Source organism: Olivibacter sp. EAT-5, assembly GCF_044784325.1.
Classification (GTDB): domain Bacteria; phylum Bacteroidota; class Bacteroidia; order Sphingobacteriales; family Sphingobacteriaceae; genus Olivibacter; species Olivibacter oleidegradans.
Window position 1 is genome coordinate 456,015 of the sequence record NZ_CP173028.1, and the last position, 14,831, is coordinate 470,845.

Consider the following 14,831-nt stretch of genomic DNA (forward strand, 5'->3'; position numbering starts at 1 on the left):
TATATTTATTTATGCACTACCCATTTTGCTCATGTTTCTTTATTTCTATTTGACCGGTGAAAAACCTTGGGTTAAGTAGATGCGTGTAGAACTATTATCCATTATCCCTTAATGACACATTATTATGATACAATTTATTGAAGCCATATTTGAAAATTTAAACACATGGGGGCTTGCGGTGCTGACGCTGATTGTCGGTATTGCTGAGTTTTCGTTAGGCCTTTACGGAAAGGAATGGAATCGAAATGAAAAAATACTTGACCTTGCCTGCTATGCTTTGCCTAGATTGGTGACAAGGCCGTTAGTGGCTTATTTTGGGTTGAAACTTGTTCCCTTCGTTTTACCGCACGCAAAGGATGCATTTGAGTGGGTTCCCTTTTTCTGGGGCTTTGTGATTATCTGTATTTATGACGATTTGACGCAATATTGGTATCATCGGCTTCATCATGAAATCCCCTGGCTTTGGCGATTTCATCGAACACACCATTCGGCTTCGTATATGGGAATGGCCATGGCATCCAGACAAAATATTATTTATACGATCTTTTTCTCGCAAACTTACTTAACAGTTATTTTAGTGTATTTAGGTTTAGGTTACCCTGCTTTGTTTGCAAAGGGAATAAAGTCATTGATTACTAAAATGGCACATTCGAGTATTAAATGGGATAAACCTTTTTATGAAAAAAAATGGCTTCATCCACTTGCATGGATACTTGAAAGAACGATTTCCACACCGGCAACCCATCATGCTCACCATGCAGATACAACCGATGATGGGATAGGATATTACAAAGGAAATTTCGGTAATATGTTTTTCCTTTGGGATGTTATTTTTGGGACGGCGTTAATAACCCGGCAATACCCGAAATCTTATGGTATTTCTCATTATGAAGGTGATGAGTGGTACGCACAGCTCCTTTGGCCCCTATTAAAATCCAGCGTGCCCGGAAGCGAATTGGCTGCACATGGCCCGATGGTACGCGAAAACATCCAACCAAATGAGGTGGAAGTAAATAACACAAAGGAAGAAGTAACCGCACCCTTGGAAACCGACGGAATTCAACCGAGGTTCACCGCTTAAGCTGGTAATGAGAAAGGATTTTTTAAAAAAATCCTTTCTCATGTTAACATATTATGATAGATTTGATTCCATACTAATCAAATCAGATACTAAAAAATATGAGTGAAGGAATAACATCGGCCGAAACCGTTCTTCAGGAACAAGATTTATCGCCGGAATTACAAAATCTACCGAAGCGGAATTTTCTTACAGAGGATTGGACCGTCGTGATATTGGGTTTCATCATTATCGGCCTTGCTATTTTAGGTTTTCACGTGGAAGCACCCAAGTACAAATGGTCAGCTATTGAGAGCTTGTCTTCCGTGTTTGAAGCTGCGAACCTCCTCAAGCTATTCAAGCAGCTTATTTTTACTTTTGCGCTGCTGATTCTGGGGGGGCTGTTAACAGGTAGAAGAATAAAGCCATATTTGCTCGGTTTTCCCGTTGTATTTTTCTTAACGGCACTCGCCTTGCTATTAGCAGGCAATAAAACGATGGAAGATCTGGGATTGGAAGCCGTTATTTTCAGTCTGCTTGTAGGCCTATTGGTAGGCAATACGGTTAAACTGCCTGTTTGGCTTAAAGAAGCCTTATCGGCCGAACTTTTGGTGAAAATAGGCTTGGTATTGCTCGGAACAAATGTGATCTTTTCCGATATCCTCAAAGCGGGTTCACTAGGCCTCATCCAATCCTTAGTTGTTGTATTGTCAGTGTGGTATTTTTCTTTTTGGCTATGTAAGAAGTTTAAGATAGATGAAGAATTGGGTTTAATGTTATCCAGTGCCGTATCCATTTGCGGGGTTTCTGCCGCCATCGCTACATCAGGCGCTATACAAGGCGACTCCAAGAAATTATCATATGTTGTCTCTATGGTGTTAATTACGGCTATTCCCATGATGATTATCATGCCTTACATCGCGAATTATTTTGGTTTCTCGGAAGAAGTAACAGGAGCTTGGTTAGGCGGAAGTATCGATACCTCGGGAGCGGTGGTAGCCTCCGGTTCCCTGGTAGGCGAAACGGCGCTAAAAATAAGCACGATCGTTAAATTTTCTCAAAACGTCTTATTGGGAGTAGCTGCACTTGCTATTTCTGTTTATTGGACCTATACCAATCATCCTGCAGGAAAGGAAGCCGCAAACAAACCGAGTTTAGGTGTCATTTGGGAACGTTTCCCCAAATTTGTTTTAGGCTTTATCGCCGCGTCTTTATTATTTTCATTTTTCTTGCAACCCGATACGGTGGCGTCGGTAAAAGGGGATATAAAAAGTATACAAGGCTTATGGTTTGCCCTTGCGTTTACAAGTATCGGTTTAGAAACAAACTTTAAGGATTTAATCAGAGAGAATAGCAAGCGCCCATTTTGGGTTTTTCTAATCGCTCAGTTATTTAATATCATCCTTACCTTAGTACTGGCAATGCTTCTTTTCGGATAGATGAATAGGAGAAGGAATGAAATTTACGACAGGTTAAAGAAGGAGCAAACAGTGCAAGCGATATTATGCAATCTATGAACAACTATAGCAATCGATGGATTCAGGCTTTGGTAGGCGGAGCAATGATATTATCAGCCTGTAATTCAACTGCGGATAAATCAGCCAATCAAAAAGACTCCGTAGCAATGTGTGTTTCAGAAGGGATTCCTTCACGAGCTGCAGCCGTAAAAAAGACACAAGAAAACCTGTTACAAGGAGCTGATGATGCGAAGATGGTTTTTATTAAAGGAGGGTTTTTTCAAATGGGTTCAAGCGAGTTTGCTGATACCCAGCCGATTCATGAGGTGAAGGTCCATGATTTTTGGATGGATGAGCACGAGGTAACCAATGCGCAATTCGCTAAGTTTGTAGAGGCTACCGGTTACATCACCGTAGCGGAAAGGGCTCTGGACCCGGCCGACTTCCCCGGAGTTTCGAGGGATTTACTCGTTCCGGGATCGGCGGTATTCACGCCCCCCAAAGAGCCGGTAAATCTAAATAACCATCTACAATGGTGGAAGTATGTGCCCGGAGCTTCTTGGCGACAGCCTAAAGGGCCTGGGAGTAACATTAATGGAAAGGAAAACGAACCCGTTGTTCAAGTAAGCTATGAAGATGCAGAGGCATTCGCCAAATGGGCCGGAAAGCGCCTGCCCACCGAAGCGGAATGGGAATATGCTGCGCGTGCCGGACAAGTGGGAAAAAAGTATTATTGGGGGGATGAATTAAAACCGCAAGGTAAATGGGTTGCCAATACTTATCAGGGAAATTTTCCGGTGAGTAATGCGGCGGAAGATGGCTTTGTGGAGCTTGCTCCCGTAAAATCCTTTCCAGCAAACGCATATGGTTTATATGACATGGACGGAAATGTTTGGGAATGGTGTGCTGATTTCTATCGTCCCGATGCTTATGAGCATGCGGAGAAGGATAATCCCAAGGGCCCAAGTGATAGTTATGATCCCGCCGAACCAGGATTGGTAAAGCGTGTCCAACGAGGCGGCTCGTTTTTATGTAACGAGCAATATTGTGAACGTTACAAAGCAGGTAGCAGAGGAAAAGGAGAAGTGAGTAGTGCAAGCAATAACCTAGGCTTCAGGTGTGTACAGGATCAGGCACCTTAACAGCCCTATTCTACAGGAATGTACAATGAATAGAACATCGATGAAATGTTTTATAAATAAAAACATTTCATCGATGTTTCAGCAACTCGCTGGCATGTTTCAAAGCCGCTTCGCCCGGATTGCTGCCACTTAACATTTGCGCAACTTCAACCACCCGTTCTTCGTCGTTTAGCCTCCTCATGTTACTGCGTGTTACTTCTCCTGCTTCTGCTTTATAGACTTTGTAATGGGCATTTCCCTTCGATGCAATTTGCGGTAAATGGGTGATGGCAATAACCTGCATGTGTTTAGCCATTTCTTCCATAACATTTCCGACTTTAAGGGCAACTTCGCCCGAAATACCGGTATCAATTTCATCAAAAATGATGGTTGGAAGTGCCGAACTTTTAGCAATGAGCGATTTAATGGCCAGCATCAATCGCGACAATTCCCCACCTGAGGCAACTTTATTTAATGGCTGTGGCACCTGTCCCTTATTTGCTGTGAAAAGGAAACGTACCGTATCTGCTCCGGATAAACGCAATGTACTTGAATCCAGCTCAATAGACAAAACACTATTTGGCATACCTACTTCTGATAACACCTCAATCACTGCTTTTTGTACCAATGGGATGGCCTTTTGTCGATTGGCCCTTAGTTCTTCGGCTAGCTTTTCACTAGTCTCACGGAGCGCATCGCTCTCTGCCTTAAGTTTTGCAATCTCCTCATCATTGGACGAGAGTTTAATAAGCTTGTTTTCCAAATCTTTCTGTATGGCTAAAAGCTCTGCAACACTGCTTACATGATGTTTCTGTTGTAATTGATAGAGTAAACTCAGGCGCTCGTTTACCTCGGTTAGACGTCCCTCATCAAAAAGAATGTGCTGCTCGGTCCGTTCTACTTCTTCCGCAATGTCCTTAATTTCTATCAAAGCACTTTGCAAGCGTTCACTTAACTCATGGAGATTACTGACATAACGCTCCGCTTGCTGTATCTGCAGTCCTGCCTCCTTCAATGAATTAATAACAGGTTGCTCTTGCTCACTTAACAAAAAGTTGGCAGCCAATAAGGCGCGCTTAATTTCTTCCGCATGGCTCAGTTGATTCTGCTCCTGTTCCAAGGCTTCCTGTTCATCGCCATTCAATTTGGCAGCGGCCAGTTCGTCATATAAAAACTGATGATAGTCGGCCTCGCTTTGCGCCTGCTTACTTTCCTCTATCAAGTCATGAAGAGCCTGTGTTACCTGTCTATATTTCCTAAAGGTTTCTTGATAGGTTTTTAAGAGCAATCCATTTTCACCCACACTATCAAGGGTCATAAGCTGAAAATCCTCTGTATTGATTTCCAAGGTAGCGTGCTGCGAGTGGATATCAATCAGCCGTTCGCCCAATGCTTTAAGGGTGCTAAGCGTAACCGGGGTGTCATTTACAAAAGCTCGTGATTTTCCGTCAGCACTTATTTCCCTACGGAGGATGGTTTCAGGCTCATAATCGAGATCCTCTTCCTGAAAAAAATCACCTAGATTATATTCTTCAATTTGAAAAAAACCTTCGATTACACATTTCTGCGCTTGATTATAGAAGTATTTGCTTTCGGCTCTTTGCCCGAGAATGAGGGATAAGGCTCCTAATATAATGGATTTCCCTGCACCGGTTTCACCCGTCAATATATTGAGTCCTTTGGCAGGACTGATATCAAGTTCATCTATTAAAGCGTAGTTTTTTATTAATAAGCGCTTAAGCATCTGTATCGGATCGTGTTTTTTTTAAAGACTTTTTATTGTTTCATACTTATTGCTATTTCCCGGGTCGGCCTCTGATAATATATTGATTGCCTTTATTTTCTCCGGTCCTGTTAATCCGCCGATTAAGTTTGCCAACTCATCGGATTTGGCAGTGAAAAAAGCTTGGTTGTACATGGCCCCCTGCGCCATCCGATCTACCTTCGCTAGGAGCGGTAGCAAGTCGATCAACTTTCGTTTCGAAGCATTCTGATTATCTGCCATTTTATCCAATACATCTAAATGATAACGATAAGAAAAGCTACGTAGCGGTTCATAATTATTGTCGAGCATGTTATTTACCAACCAGAAACGGTTGTTCATGCTCTCGATCGATTTCCAGCCTGCAAAATTGGCTGTCTGCGCATTGTTCAGTACGTTCTGCGCCAGTGTATAATAGGGTGTTCCACCTTTCTCACTAAACGAATCAGCGTCGAGCCCGACAATAAGATAGGCGTAATAGGCTAACAATGAAGTGATATTGCTTAGATATTGCTGCGCGGAAAAATCCAAGGGCTCTCCTTCTGTATAGGTGAAATCGAAGTTTTTATCGGATAAAGTAAGAATAGGGCTGTTATAGGTGGTGTTGTAGATTGGGCGCGTTGAAATAATCTGCGCCTCGGCTTTGTAGTTGCTGCTACCGTCCCACTCTTTCACTGTAATAACGAAGCTGCAGTCGATACGTTCTTCAGGCAGGATTTGCTGATTACTCCATTTCTTATTATTAAGGAAGTCCGTCATTGCTTGCTGCAATACATCGAAAGCACGCTTATTGGTTGCTTGAACCTGCGGCGACAAAATCTGCACCCGCGCATTTAAGTCTTGCGCCCATGCCGGTGCCAGCGTCGCAATGCTGAATAGAAGAAAAGAAACGAAGGTTCTTGTCATATTATACATGATTAGCATCAAAGGTACGTAATAAGGTAAAATTAAAAATTAAAAATTAAAAAAGCTGACAGCAAAACTTCATCTTCCCTAAAGAGCGCTTCCCAATAGATGAAACCTGCATGAGTTGCAACTCAAAAAAGATAAGAATAAATCTAAGCTCATGCAAGCTTCATTGCCATTAAAAAATAGATTATTCTAATGAAAAAAAGTGTAATTTTACCCCCTTATATAAATACAGTTTACAATAAATCAAACCGATATGGCATACAACCTACTGAAAGGTAAAAGAGGTATTATATCCGGCGCGTTAAATTCCAGTTCTATTGCATGGAAGGTTGCCGAGAAAGCACATGAAGAAGGTGCTACATTTGTGTTAACTAACGCTCCTATCGCTATGCGTATGGGCGAACTCAATGAACTGGCTTCAAAAACAGGTGCGGAAATTATTCCTGCGGACGCAACCAGTGTAGACGATTTAACCAATCTATTCACCAAATCTCAAGAGATTTTAGGCGGTAAAATCGATTTTGTGTTACACTCCATTGGTATGAGTGTAAACGTGCGTAAAAGCATTCCTTATACCGAAGCTAATTACGACTTCTTTCAAAAGGGCATGGACGTATCAGCTTTGTCATTGCACAAAATGCTTCAAGTAGCGATGAAATTAGATGCCATTAATGAATGGGGAAGTGTAGTAGCCTTAACCTATGCAGCCGCTCAACGCACCTACTCCTTCTACAACGATATGGCTGATATCAAAGCTGCCTTAGAATCCATTGCGAGAAGCTTCGGTTATCATTATGGTGTCGCCAAAAAGGTACGTGTTAATACCGTTTCACAGTCGCCTACCAAAACCACTGCCGGACAGGGTATCAAAGGCTTTGGCGATTTCTTTGATTTTGCCGATGCCATGTCACCACTAGGCAATGCCAGCGCAGAACAATGTGCTGATTACTGTATTACCTTATTCTCAGACTTGACCCGCATGGTGACCATGCAGAACTTATACCACGATGGTGGATATTCTTCTACCGGTGTTACCAGCACCATTTTGGAGAAATTCGGTATTGAAGGGTAAGTGTTCAATAATTATATTTTTCAGCAAAAAGCAACGGGGAATTTCCGTTGCTTTTTTGTTTAGATATTGCCTTAGCGTTAACAGCAAGGACTCCGCTACGACGTACTCAGTCAGGAGGTTTTTGCCATCCCCCGATAACTAGGAGGAAGACATTCAAGATGAATAAAATATTTTGGTAAATGTATATAGGTTTATACTTTAAATTTTCAGTTTCGCCTGTAAATTATTATCTTGTCTTCGCGTTTAATACAATAACGCTCCTTTCAAATACCTATTAAAAACAGCAAATTTCTTTGAACTATAAAATGGCCAAGTAGCCATTTGCTAGGGACCTTCTTCGGGGTGAGTCCAGGGTGAGTCCACATTGAGTCCAGGGTGAGTCCACGTTTTAAGTTAAAAACCTGGACTCACCCTGGAAATGATATAGATTGCATGTTCAATAAAGGCGAAGAAGATATGAAGAAAGTATAGACTTGGTATGAGGAAAAGAAGAACCGGAATTAATAATTGAAACGGCCAAGTATTGGCTAAAAGCGAATATATAAATTATGGCGAAGATTAACAAAAACGGACGACTGAGCGGAAAAAAAGGACATGAAGTTTATCGGGATGTAAATGGCGAATCCATCGTACAAAGTATGCCGAGAGTGGTAAAGCAAACCACCAATACCCGCATTGCTGCGCAGGAATTTGGTATCAGCAGCAATGCAACCAAAATTATCCGACAGATAGGGAGTTTGCTTTTTGAGTATATGGATCCTTATGTTTCGGGCAGGTTAAATGCGGTTATGCAAAAATGCGTCAGTCAACTCCCGGAAGCCGCTGGCCACAAAAACCTAAACCAAATAGATCCTAGCCCCTTTATCGGTTTCCAATTCAATCCGGATGCTCCTTTTGAGAAAACCTTGCATGTTTTTCCCCGCTGTTCGATTCAGCCAGACGGTACCGTAGAGATCACTATCGATGCGCTCACACCAAAGCAAGATATTCCCTTCTTGCAGCGTAATATCAACCCCCGTCCCGGAGCTTTTCTCCGGGTAGCATTGGTAAGTATTGACTATGCGCAGGAAGCATATCAAATACTGGCACAGGAAGAAATTATGCTCGTTAAATCAAAAATGGAACAACCTCCGCTGCCCGCCACCTTTGATGTACAATGGAAATGCCTTAAAAAATTACCCAAAGAAGCCTTGGTATTTGTCTATTTTTCTTTGCATTATTATCAACTCGACTGGCTAGAACAACGAAAAATGATTGGCGAAAAAACAATGAATCCCGCCGGTTTCTTACACGCTTTTTGCGTTAATGAGGAAATGTATATAAAAAATCAGGCAACGGCCATCGGCCCTGACCATCAACCACTAAGAGAAGCTGAATGGTTTTACACCATACTTTTAGAAAAGAAGACCGAAATCGATCGTATTAAAGCAAAGGCAGAAAAAACGAAGAAGAAATGATTAGATGATAAAGAGTAAGTAAATGTACGATTTGGCTGGAAATTGATAGAGCTGATTTATTTAGACCTTGCTTGAGTTATTAGCAAGCCTTGTAGCGCCAACAGTTTTAGGGTTAGCGGAGAAGTAACAATATCCAAGTTTATTCTCCGCTAATATTATTTGATTTATTACCAAGATTCTGATAATATTATTTTCACATATCTTGTTGGAGGACGGTTTTCCATTACCCCTCCCCTTCCGTCTGCCCATTTGGCGTCTAATAGTATGCTGCCAATTGCATAATCATAGCGATAAGCGATCCCGTTATATACCGTCGTTAACGGTTCATAAATTTCGTCCTCAAACATAAGATGAACCGAAACGTCGTCGTTCTCAAAAACTTCACTTGTCAACTCATCAAGTGGTATTTCAACCTCCCAAGCTTCTCCATTATCAATAGACCTCCACGAAGACGAAGGTAATTCCATTACAAATGTTCTATTAGGATTAAAAGTTGGATCATCATCTTTACTACACCCACTCATACCTACCAAACCTACTAAGGCAATCATTAAAAATAAATACTTCTTCATTCGCTATTTGTTTTTAGTTGTTCGTTATTGGTTATTTGTTGCCAGCCATTCGTTATTCGTTCTTGGTTGTTCGTTATTGGTGACGGCGTTCGTAAGGGCAATACTACTTAACTAGACTAGTTAATTGTTAACGGTTATCATTATTCGTACTAACATTATCACATTAACTAATTAGCTAATTCCCTATTCAACGTCTCAACCACTCAACGAGTATCTACTTCTTAGAGTGACAAAACATGAAAAGGTTTAAGCAAGAATCGCTCCATAATTTTAATTTAGTGAATAGGGAGTAGTTAATATGGAGTATGGAGTAGCATTATCCTCTTTTTCAACGCATAGTGAATAACGTAATTTCACCTCATTTTGTTATCCTTGTAGTAGAAATAACAAAGATGCCATGACGAACATTCAAATAAAATACAATTTACTTGATGCCGCTTCACAAAAAGAGGTAAGCGACTTTGTTGACTTTCTATTAAACAAAAAGAAAAAAAAGTGGAGAATCTCTCTTCCTACAAAAAGAAAATATTAAAAGTTTCCGCTTGGGCAGAAGAAGATATTAAACGAATTGAGGAGGCTCAAAAGCATATTAACAACTGGATCCACTCCCCTACTCAACTATTTTCCTATTCAACTATTGGCTAATTAAATCAACGGTTCGACTACTCAACGATTTAACAAATCCCCAACAAAAAAAGCGTCACGCAAATGCGCGACGCTTTTTTCTATATTAAGCTGATAGCCGATTGCTGAAAGCCCTTAGCTACTTACTATTGCTTCCGTCTTTCTCATCTTCATGCTCTTTCTCGATATCTGTAGGCTTAGCCGACTTCTTACTATCGCTCTTATGTGAGCCATTTACCACAATCTCTTCTTTTTCCTTATTGTAGTCAATTTCTAAAGTAGCGCCATCTGCTAAATCACCTTTCAGAATTTCTTCCGCAATTGGATCTTCCAAGTACTTCTGAATGGCACGTTTCAATGGACGAGCTCCGAAATTACTGTCAAAGCCCTTCTCCGCAATGAATTCTTTTGCACCTTCTGTTAAGTTCACGGTATAGCCCAAACCTTGGATACGGGTGAACAATGCTTTTAACTCGATATCGATAATCTTGAAGATCTCTTCTTTACCAAGTGAATTGAACACAATCACATCGTCTACGCGGTTTAAGAACTCCGGAGCAAAAGCGCGTTTTAAGGCATTCTCGATGACACTCCGAGAATGCGTCTCAGCCTGTGTAGCCTTCGCACTAGTAGTGAAACCTACGCCTTGACCAAAGTCTTTCAATTGACGGGCACCGATATTCGAAGTCATGATAACGATCGTATTTCTAAAATCTACTCTTCTACCCAAACTATCGGTTAACTGTCCTTCGTCCAATACCTGTAATAGCAAGTTGAACACATCCGGGTGAGCTTTTTCGATTTCATCTAATAGAACTACAGAATACGGTTTGCGACGTACCTTTTCAGTTAACTGACCGCCTTCTTCATAACCGACATATCCTGGAGGCGCTCCTACCAAACGTGATACAGCAAATTTTTCCATGTATTCACTCATATCGATCTGGATCAAAGAATCCTCGCTGTCGAACATAAAACGTGCTAACTCTTTCGCTAATTCCGTTTTACCGACACCTGTAGGCCCTAAGAAGATAAAGGAACCAATTGGCTTTTTCGGATCTTTCAAACCGGCACGGGTGCGTTGAATCGCCTTCACAAGTTTCTTCACCGCATCGTCCTGTCCGATAATCCTTCCTTTCATCGATTCGGCCATGTTTAACAGCTTTTGGCTGTCGGTTTGTCCAACACGTTGAACAGGAATACCGGTCATCATCGACACCACTTGAGCAACATCATCTTCTGTAACGGTATAACGTTTGGTTTTCGTTTCTGCTTCCCAAGCTTGCTTTTCACGATCCAACTCTTCCAGTAATTTCTTCTCCGTATCACGAAGCTTAGCAGCTTCCTCATACTTCTGACTACGAACTACTTTATTCTTCTCCACTTTGATATCTTCGATTTTCTCTTCAATATCAATGATGCTCTGAGGAACATGAATATTTGTTAGGTGAACACGTGACCCTGCTTCATCCAAGGCATCAATAGCCTTGTCCGGCAAGAATCGGTCAGTAATGTAGCGAGTAGTTAAACTCACACAGGCTTCAATCGCCTCCGGTGTAAAAGTTACCGCGTGGTGCTCTTCATACTTATCCTTGATACGGTTAAGAATTTCAATCGTCTCCTCATGCGTTGCCGGTTCGATCATTACTTTTTGGAAACGACGGTCCAAGGCGCCATCCTTTTCAATATACTGGCGATATTCATCCAGCGTAGTAGCTCCGATACATTGAATTTCTCCACGTGCCAAAGCTGGTTTAAACATGTTCGAAGCATCCAGTGATCCGGAAGCTCCGCCGGCGCCCACGATGGTATGAATTTCATCGATAAATAAAATCACATCAGGTGATTTTTCGAGTTCATTCATCACCGCCTTCATCCGCTCTTCAAATTGACCGCGGTATTTAGTACCTGCGACTAGGGAAGCCAAATCTAAGGTAACTACTCTCTTGTTAAAGAGCACCCTAGAAACTTTCCGTTGTACAATGCGCAAGGCTAAGCCTTCGGCAATAGCCGATTTACCAACTCCCGGTTCACCAATTAAAATCGGGTTATTCTTTTTACGACGTGAAAGAATCTGAGATACGCGTTCAATCTCTTTTTCACGTCCAACGATTGGATCTAAACGTCCTTCTTCTGCAGCTTTGGTCAAGTCGCGACCAAAGTTATCCAGTACCGGGGTTTTCGATTTAATATCTGACACTTTTTTAGGTTGGCTGAAGCTATCTTCATCGCGGAAATCATCATCTCCCGCAGCCGAACCGGCTGCTTGGTCGGTGATTTCCGTTTTGTTCTGCTCTACCTCAGCTTTGAAAATATCATAATTGATATGGAATTGCTGAAGTATCTGAGAAGCAATATTATCTTCGTCTCTTAAGATAGAAAGTAATAGATGCTCGGTGCCAATAATTTCGCTCTTAAATATCTTAGCTTCTAGGTAAGTAATCTTGAGCACTTTTTCCGCCTGCTTCGTCAGTGGAATATTGCCAAGATTAGCCGAAGTGGATGACGTCCCTTTTACAGCCTCTTCGATGGAGCGGCGTAAACGGGCAGTATCTACCCCCACATGCTTTAATATTTTGATTGCTAAACCATCTCCCTCGCGGATCAGGCCCAGCAAGAGATGCTCGGTGCCGATGTAGTCGTGTCCAAGTCGAAGCGCTTCTTCCCTGCTATAGGAGATAACGTCTTTTACGCGTGGCGAGAATTTTGCTTCCATGAATGTATTTACCTTTCTTTTAATGCTCTAATGTATAAAATTATTAATTAAAACTTTGAGCGCTTTATGTAACTTTTATCAACAATTACGCCATTTCTCTCATATGCAATTCTTGTCAGTCTTTATGATACCTAAAGTTACGCGTTTATGACTAAATATCGCCATCTTTGCAGTAGAATTTTATCACGAATATGTCAGACGAGAAAGTAATATTTTCGATGGCCGGTGTAAATAAGATTTACCCGCCTCAAAAACAGGTACTAAAAAATATCTATTTATCTTTTTTCTACGGTGCTAAAATTGGCGTAATTGGTTTAAATGGCTCCGGAAAATCTTCCCTCTTAAAAATCATAGCCGGTTTAGACAAATCTTACCAGGGTGAAGTTGTTTTTTCTCCGGGGTATTCGGTGGGTTATTTAGCGCAAGAACCTATTTTAGACCCCGCAAAAACAGTGAAAGAAGTAGTGGAAGAGGGAGTCGCTGAAACGAAGGCCATCTTAACGGAATACGAGGAAATTAATGAAAAATTCGGGTTGCCGGAGGTGTATGAAAACCCGGATGAGATGGAAAAATTAATGAATCGACAAGGTGAACTACAGGATAAAATCGACGCCACCGGTGCTTGGGAATTGGACAATAAGCTTGAACGAGCCATGGATGCTCTGCGCTGCCCCGACCCCGACGCATCCATTGCCAATTTGTCAGGAGGCGAGCGCAGAAGAGTGGCATTATGTCGGCTTCTACTTCAAGAGCCGGACGTGTTACTGTTAGACGAGCCAACGAACCACCTGGATGCCGAGTCGATCGACTGGCTGGAACAGCACCTACAACAATATAAAGGAACGGTGATTGCGGTAACACACGATCGCTATTTCTTGGATAATGTGGCCGGATGGATTTTGGAGCTAGATCGCGGGGAAGGTATTCCTTGGAAAGGCAATTACTCTTCCTGGTTAGATCAAAAGGCTAAACGTCTGGCACAGGAAGAAAAGACGGAAAGTAAACGCCAAAAAACACTCGAACGGGAGTTGGAATGGGTGCGGATGGCTCCGAAAGCGCGTCACGCTAAATCCAAGGCCCGTCTTTCCAATTACGAAAAGTTGGCTTCTGAAGAAACGAAGGAAAGGGAAGAAAAGTTGGAGCTCTTTATTCCTCCAGGCCCTCGTTTGGGAAATGTGGTGATTGAAGCGCAAAATGTAACCAAGGCTTACGGCGATAAAGTGCTGTTTGAAAACCTCACTTTTTCACTTCCTCCTGCGGGCATTGTTGGTATTATAGGACCAAATGGTGCAGGAAAAACTACATTGTTCCGATTAATCACCGGACAAGAGCAACCGGACAGCGGCTCCTTCCGGGTAGGAGAAACCGTTGCATTGGGTTATGTGGATCAAATGCATGACGACTTAGATCCGAACAAAAACGTCTGGGAAAATATCACCGGAGGGCACGATAATATCGTCCTAGGGAATCGCACCGTTAATTCCCGGGCTTATGTTTCCAAATTCAACTTCAATGGTGCCGACCAGCAGAAAAAAATCGACGTACTATCGGGCGGTGAGCGCAATCGCGTGCACTTAGCCATTACGCTTAAGAAAAGTTCCAATGTTTTACTGCTGGACGAACCAACCAATGATATTGATGTGAATACGCTTCGAGCGTTGGAGGAGGGTCTCGAGAATTTTGGTGGCTGTGCCGTGATTATATCACACGACCGTTGGTTTTTAGATCGAATCTGTACACACATCCTCGCTTTTGAAGGCGATTCCCAAGTTTATTTCTTTGAAGGAAACTACTCGGAGTATGAAGAGAACCGGAAGAAACGATTGGGAGACACAGGACCGAAGCGGATTAAATACAAGAAGTTGGTGAAATAGTTGCGAGTTATTAGTTGTTTGTTATTAGTTATTAGTTGTTCGTTATTGGTTATTGGTAATTCGTCAAACACTGGCCGAATAACTAGTAACCGGTAACGAATAACTATATATTTTTCCTCAACATAAAAAACACATCTTCTTTTGTCGTTGAATCGTTAAATAGTTGAGACGTTAAGTTGTCGAGTTGTTAAATCGTATTAATACTTC

At 41.9% G+C, this 14,831-nt stretch carries 11 protein-coding genes; 7 read left to right on the forward strand and 4 right to left on the reverse strand.

Annotation, left to right across the window (positions count from 1 at the left end; translation table 11 throughout):
* Positions 1 to 124: 124 nt before the first annotated feature.
* The 3 genes from ACH11B_RS02090 to ACH11B_RS02100 all read left to right on the forward strand — a co-directional run bounded on the left by ACH11B_RS02090 (position 125) and on the right by ACH11B_RS02100 (position 3,656).
* Complete coding sequence (locus ACH11B_RS02090; RefSeq protein WP_377612913.1) at positions 125 to 1,081, forward strand: sterol desaturase family protein; 957 nt, start codon at positions 125 to 127, stop codon at positions 1,079 to 1,081.
* Between the two features lie 98 nt (positions 1,082 to 1,179).
* Positions 1,180 to 2,496 carry a YeiH family protein gene (locus ACH11B_RS02095; RefSeq protein WP_013663705.1) on the forward strand — a complete coding sequence of 439 codons (1,317 nt, stop codon included), beginning with the start codon at positions 1,180 to 1,182 and terminating at the stop codon, positions 2,494 to 2,496.
* Positions 2,497 to 2,561: 65 nt separating this feature from the next.
* A complete protein-coding gene (locus tag ACH11B_RS02100) occupies positions 2,562 to 3,656 on the forward strand; it encodes a formylglycine-generating enzyme family protein (protein WP_377612915.1) in 1,095 nt (364 codons plus the stop codon).
* A gap of 67 nt (positions 3,657 to 3,723) precedes the next feature.
* On the opposite strand, the gene recN is transcribed toward ACH11B_RS02100, so the two are convergent.
* Both recN and ACH11B_RS02110 read right to left on the reverse strand, forming a co-directional pair.
* Positions 3,724 to 5,379, reverse strand: a complete 1,656-nt coding sequence (gene recN, locus ACH11B_RS02105; protein ID WP_377612916.1) for a DNA repair protein RecN — start codon at positions 5,377 to 5,379, stop codon at positions 3,724 to 3,726.
* A gap of 21 nt (positions 5,380 to 5,400) precedes the next feature.
* On the reverse strand, positions 5,401 to 6,303 hold the full coding sequence (locus ACH11B_RS02110) for a DUF4835 family protein (protein ID WP_289552533.1): 903 nt from the start codon (positions 6,301 to 6,303) through the stop codon (positions 5,401 to 5,403).
* A gap of 259 nt (positions 6,304 to 6,562) precedes the next feature.
* Here ACH11B_RS02110 and ACH11B_RS02115 point away from each other — a divergent pair, with 259 nt between their 5' ends.
* Both ACH11B_RS02115 and ACH11B_RS02120 read left to right on the forward strand, forming a co-directional pair.
* Positions 6,563 to 7,381 (forward strand): enoyl-ACP reductase, encoded by an 819-nt coding sequence (locus ACH11B_RS02115; RefSeq protein WP_013663709.1) that lies wholly within the window; start codon positions 6,563 to 6,565, stop codon positions 7,379 to 7,381.
* A 548-nt stretch (positions 7,382 to 7,929) separates the two neighbouring features.
* Complete coding sequence (locus tag ACH11B_RS02120) at positions 7,930 to 8,838, forward strand: hypothetical protein (protein ID WP_377612918.1); 909 nt, start codon at positions 7,930 to 7,932, stop codon at positions 8,836 to 8,838.
* 167 nt (positions 8,839 to 9,005) lie between these two features.
* On the opposite strand, the gene ACH11B_RS02125 is transcribed toward ACH11B_RS02120, so the two are convergent.
* Complete coding sequence (locus ACH11B_RS02125) at positions 9,006 to 9,410, reverse strand: hypothetical protein (protein WP_377612920.1); 405 nt, start codon at positions 9,408 to 9,410, stop codon at positions 9,006 to 9,008.
* A gap of 495 nt (positions 9,411 to 9,905) precedes the next feature.
* Between ACH11B_RS02125 and ACH11B_RS02130 the strand changes: the two genes are divergently transcribed.
* Positions 9,906 to 10,055: a hypothetical protein gene (locus ACH11B_RS02130; protein ID WP_377612922.1), complete on the forward strand. Its 150-nt coding sequence runs from the start codon at positions 9,906 to 9,908 to the stop codon at positions 10,053 to 10,055.
* A gap of 118 nt (positions 10,056 to 10,173) precedes the next feature.
* On the opposite strand, the gene ACH11B_RS02135 is transcribed toward ACH11B_RS02130, so the two are convergent.
* Positions 10,174 to 12,750, reverse strand: coding sequence for an ATP-dependent Clp protease ATP-binding subunit (locus ACH11B_RS02135; RefSeq protein WP_130858544.1), 2,577 nt, complete (start codon positions 12,748 to 12,750; stop codon positions 10,174 to 10,176).
* Between the two features lie 191 nt (positions 12,751 to 12,941).
* Between ACH11B_RS02135 and ettA the strand changes: the two genes are divergently transcribed.
* Positions 12,942 to 14,624 carry an energy-dependent translational throttle protein EttA gene (gene ettA / locus ACH11B_RS02140; RefSeq protein WP_130858545.1) on the forward strand — a complete coding sequence of 561 codons (1,683 nt, stop codon included), beginning with the start codon at positions 12,942 to 12,944 and terminating at the stop codon, positions 14,622 to 14,624.
* Positions 14,625 to 14,831: the final 207 nt, after the last annotated feature.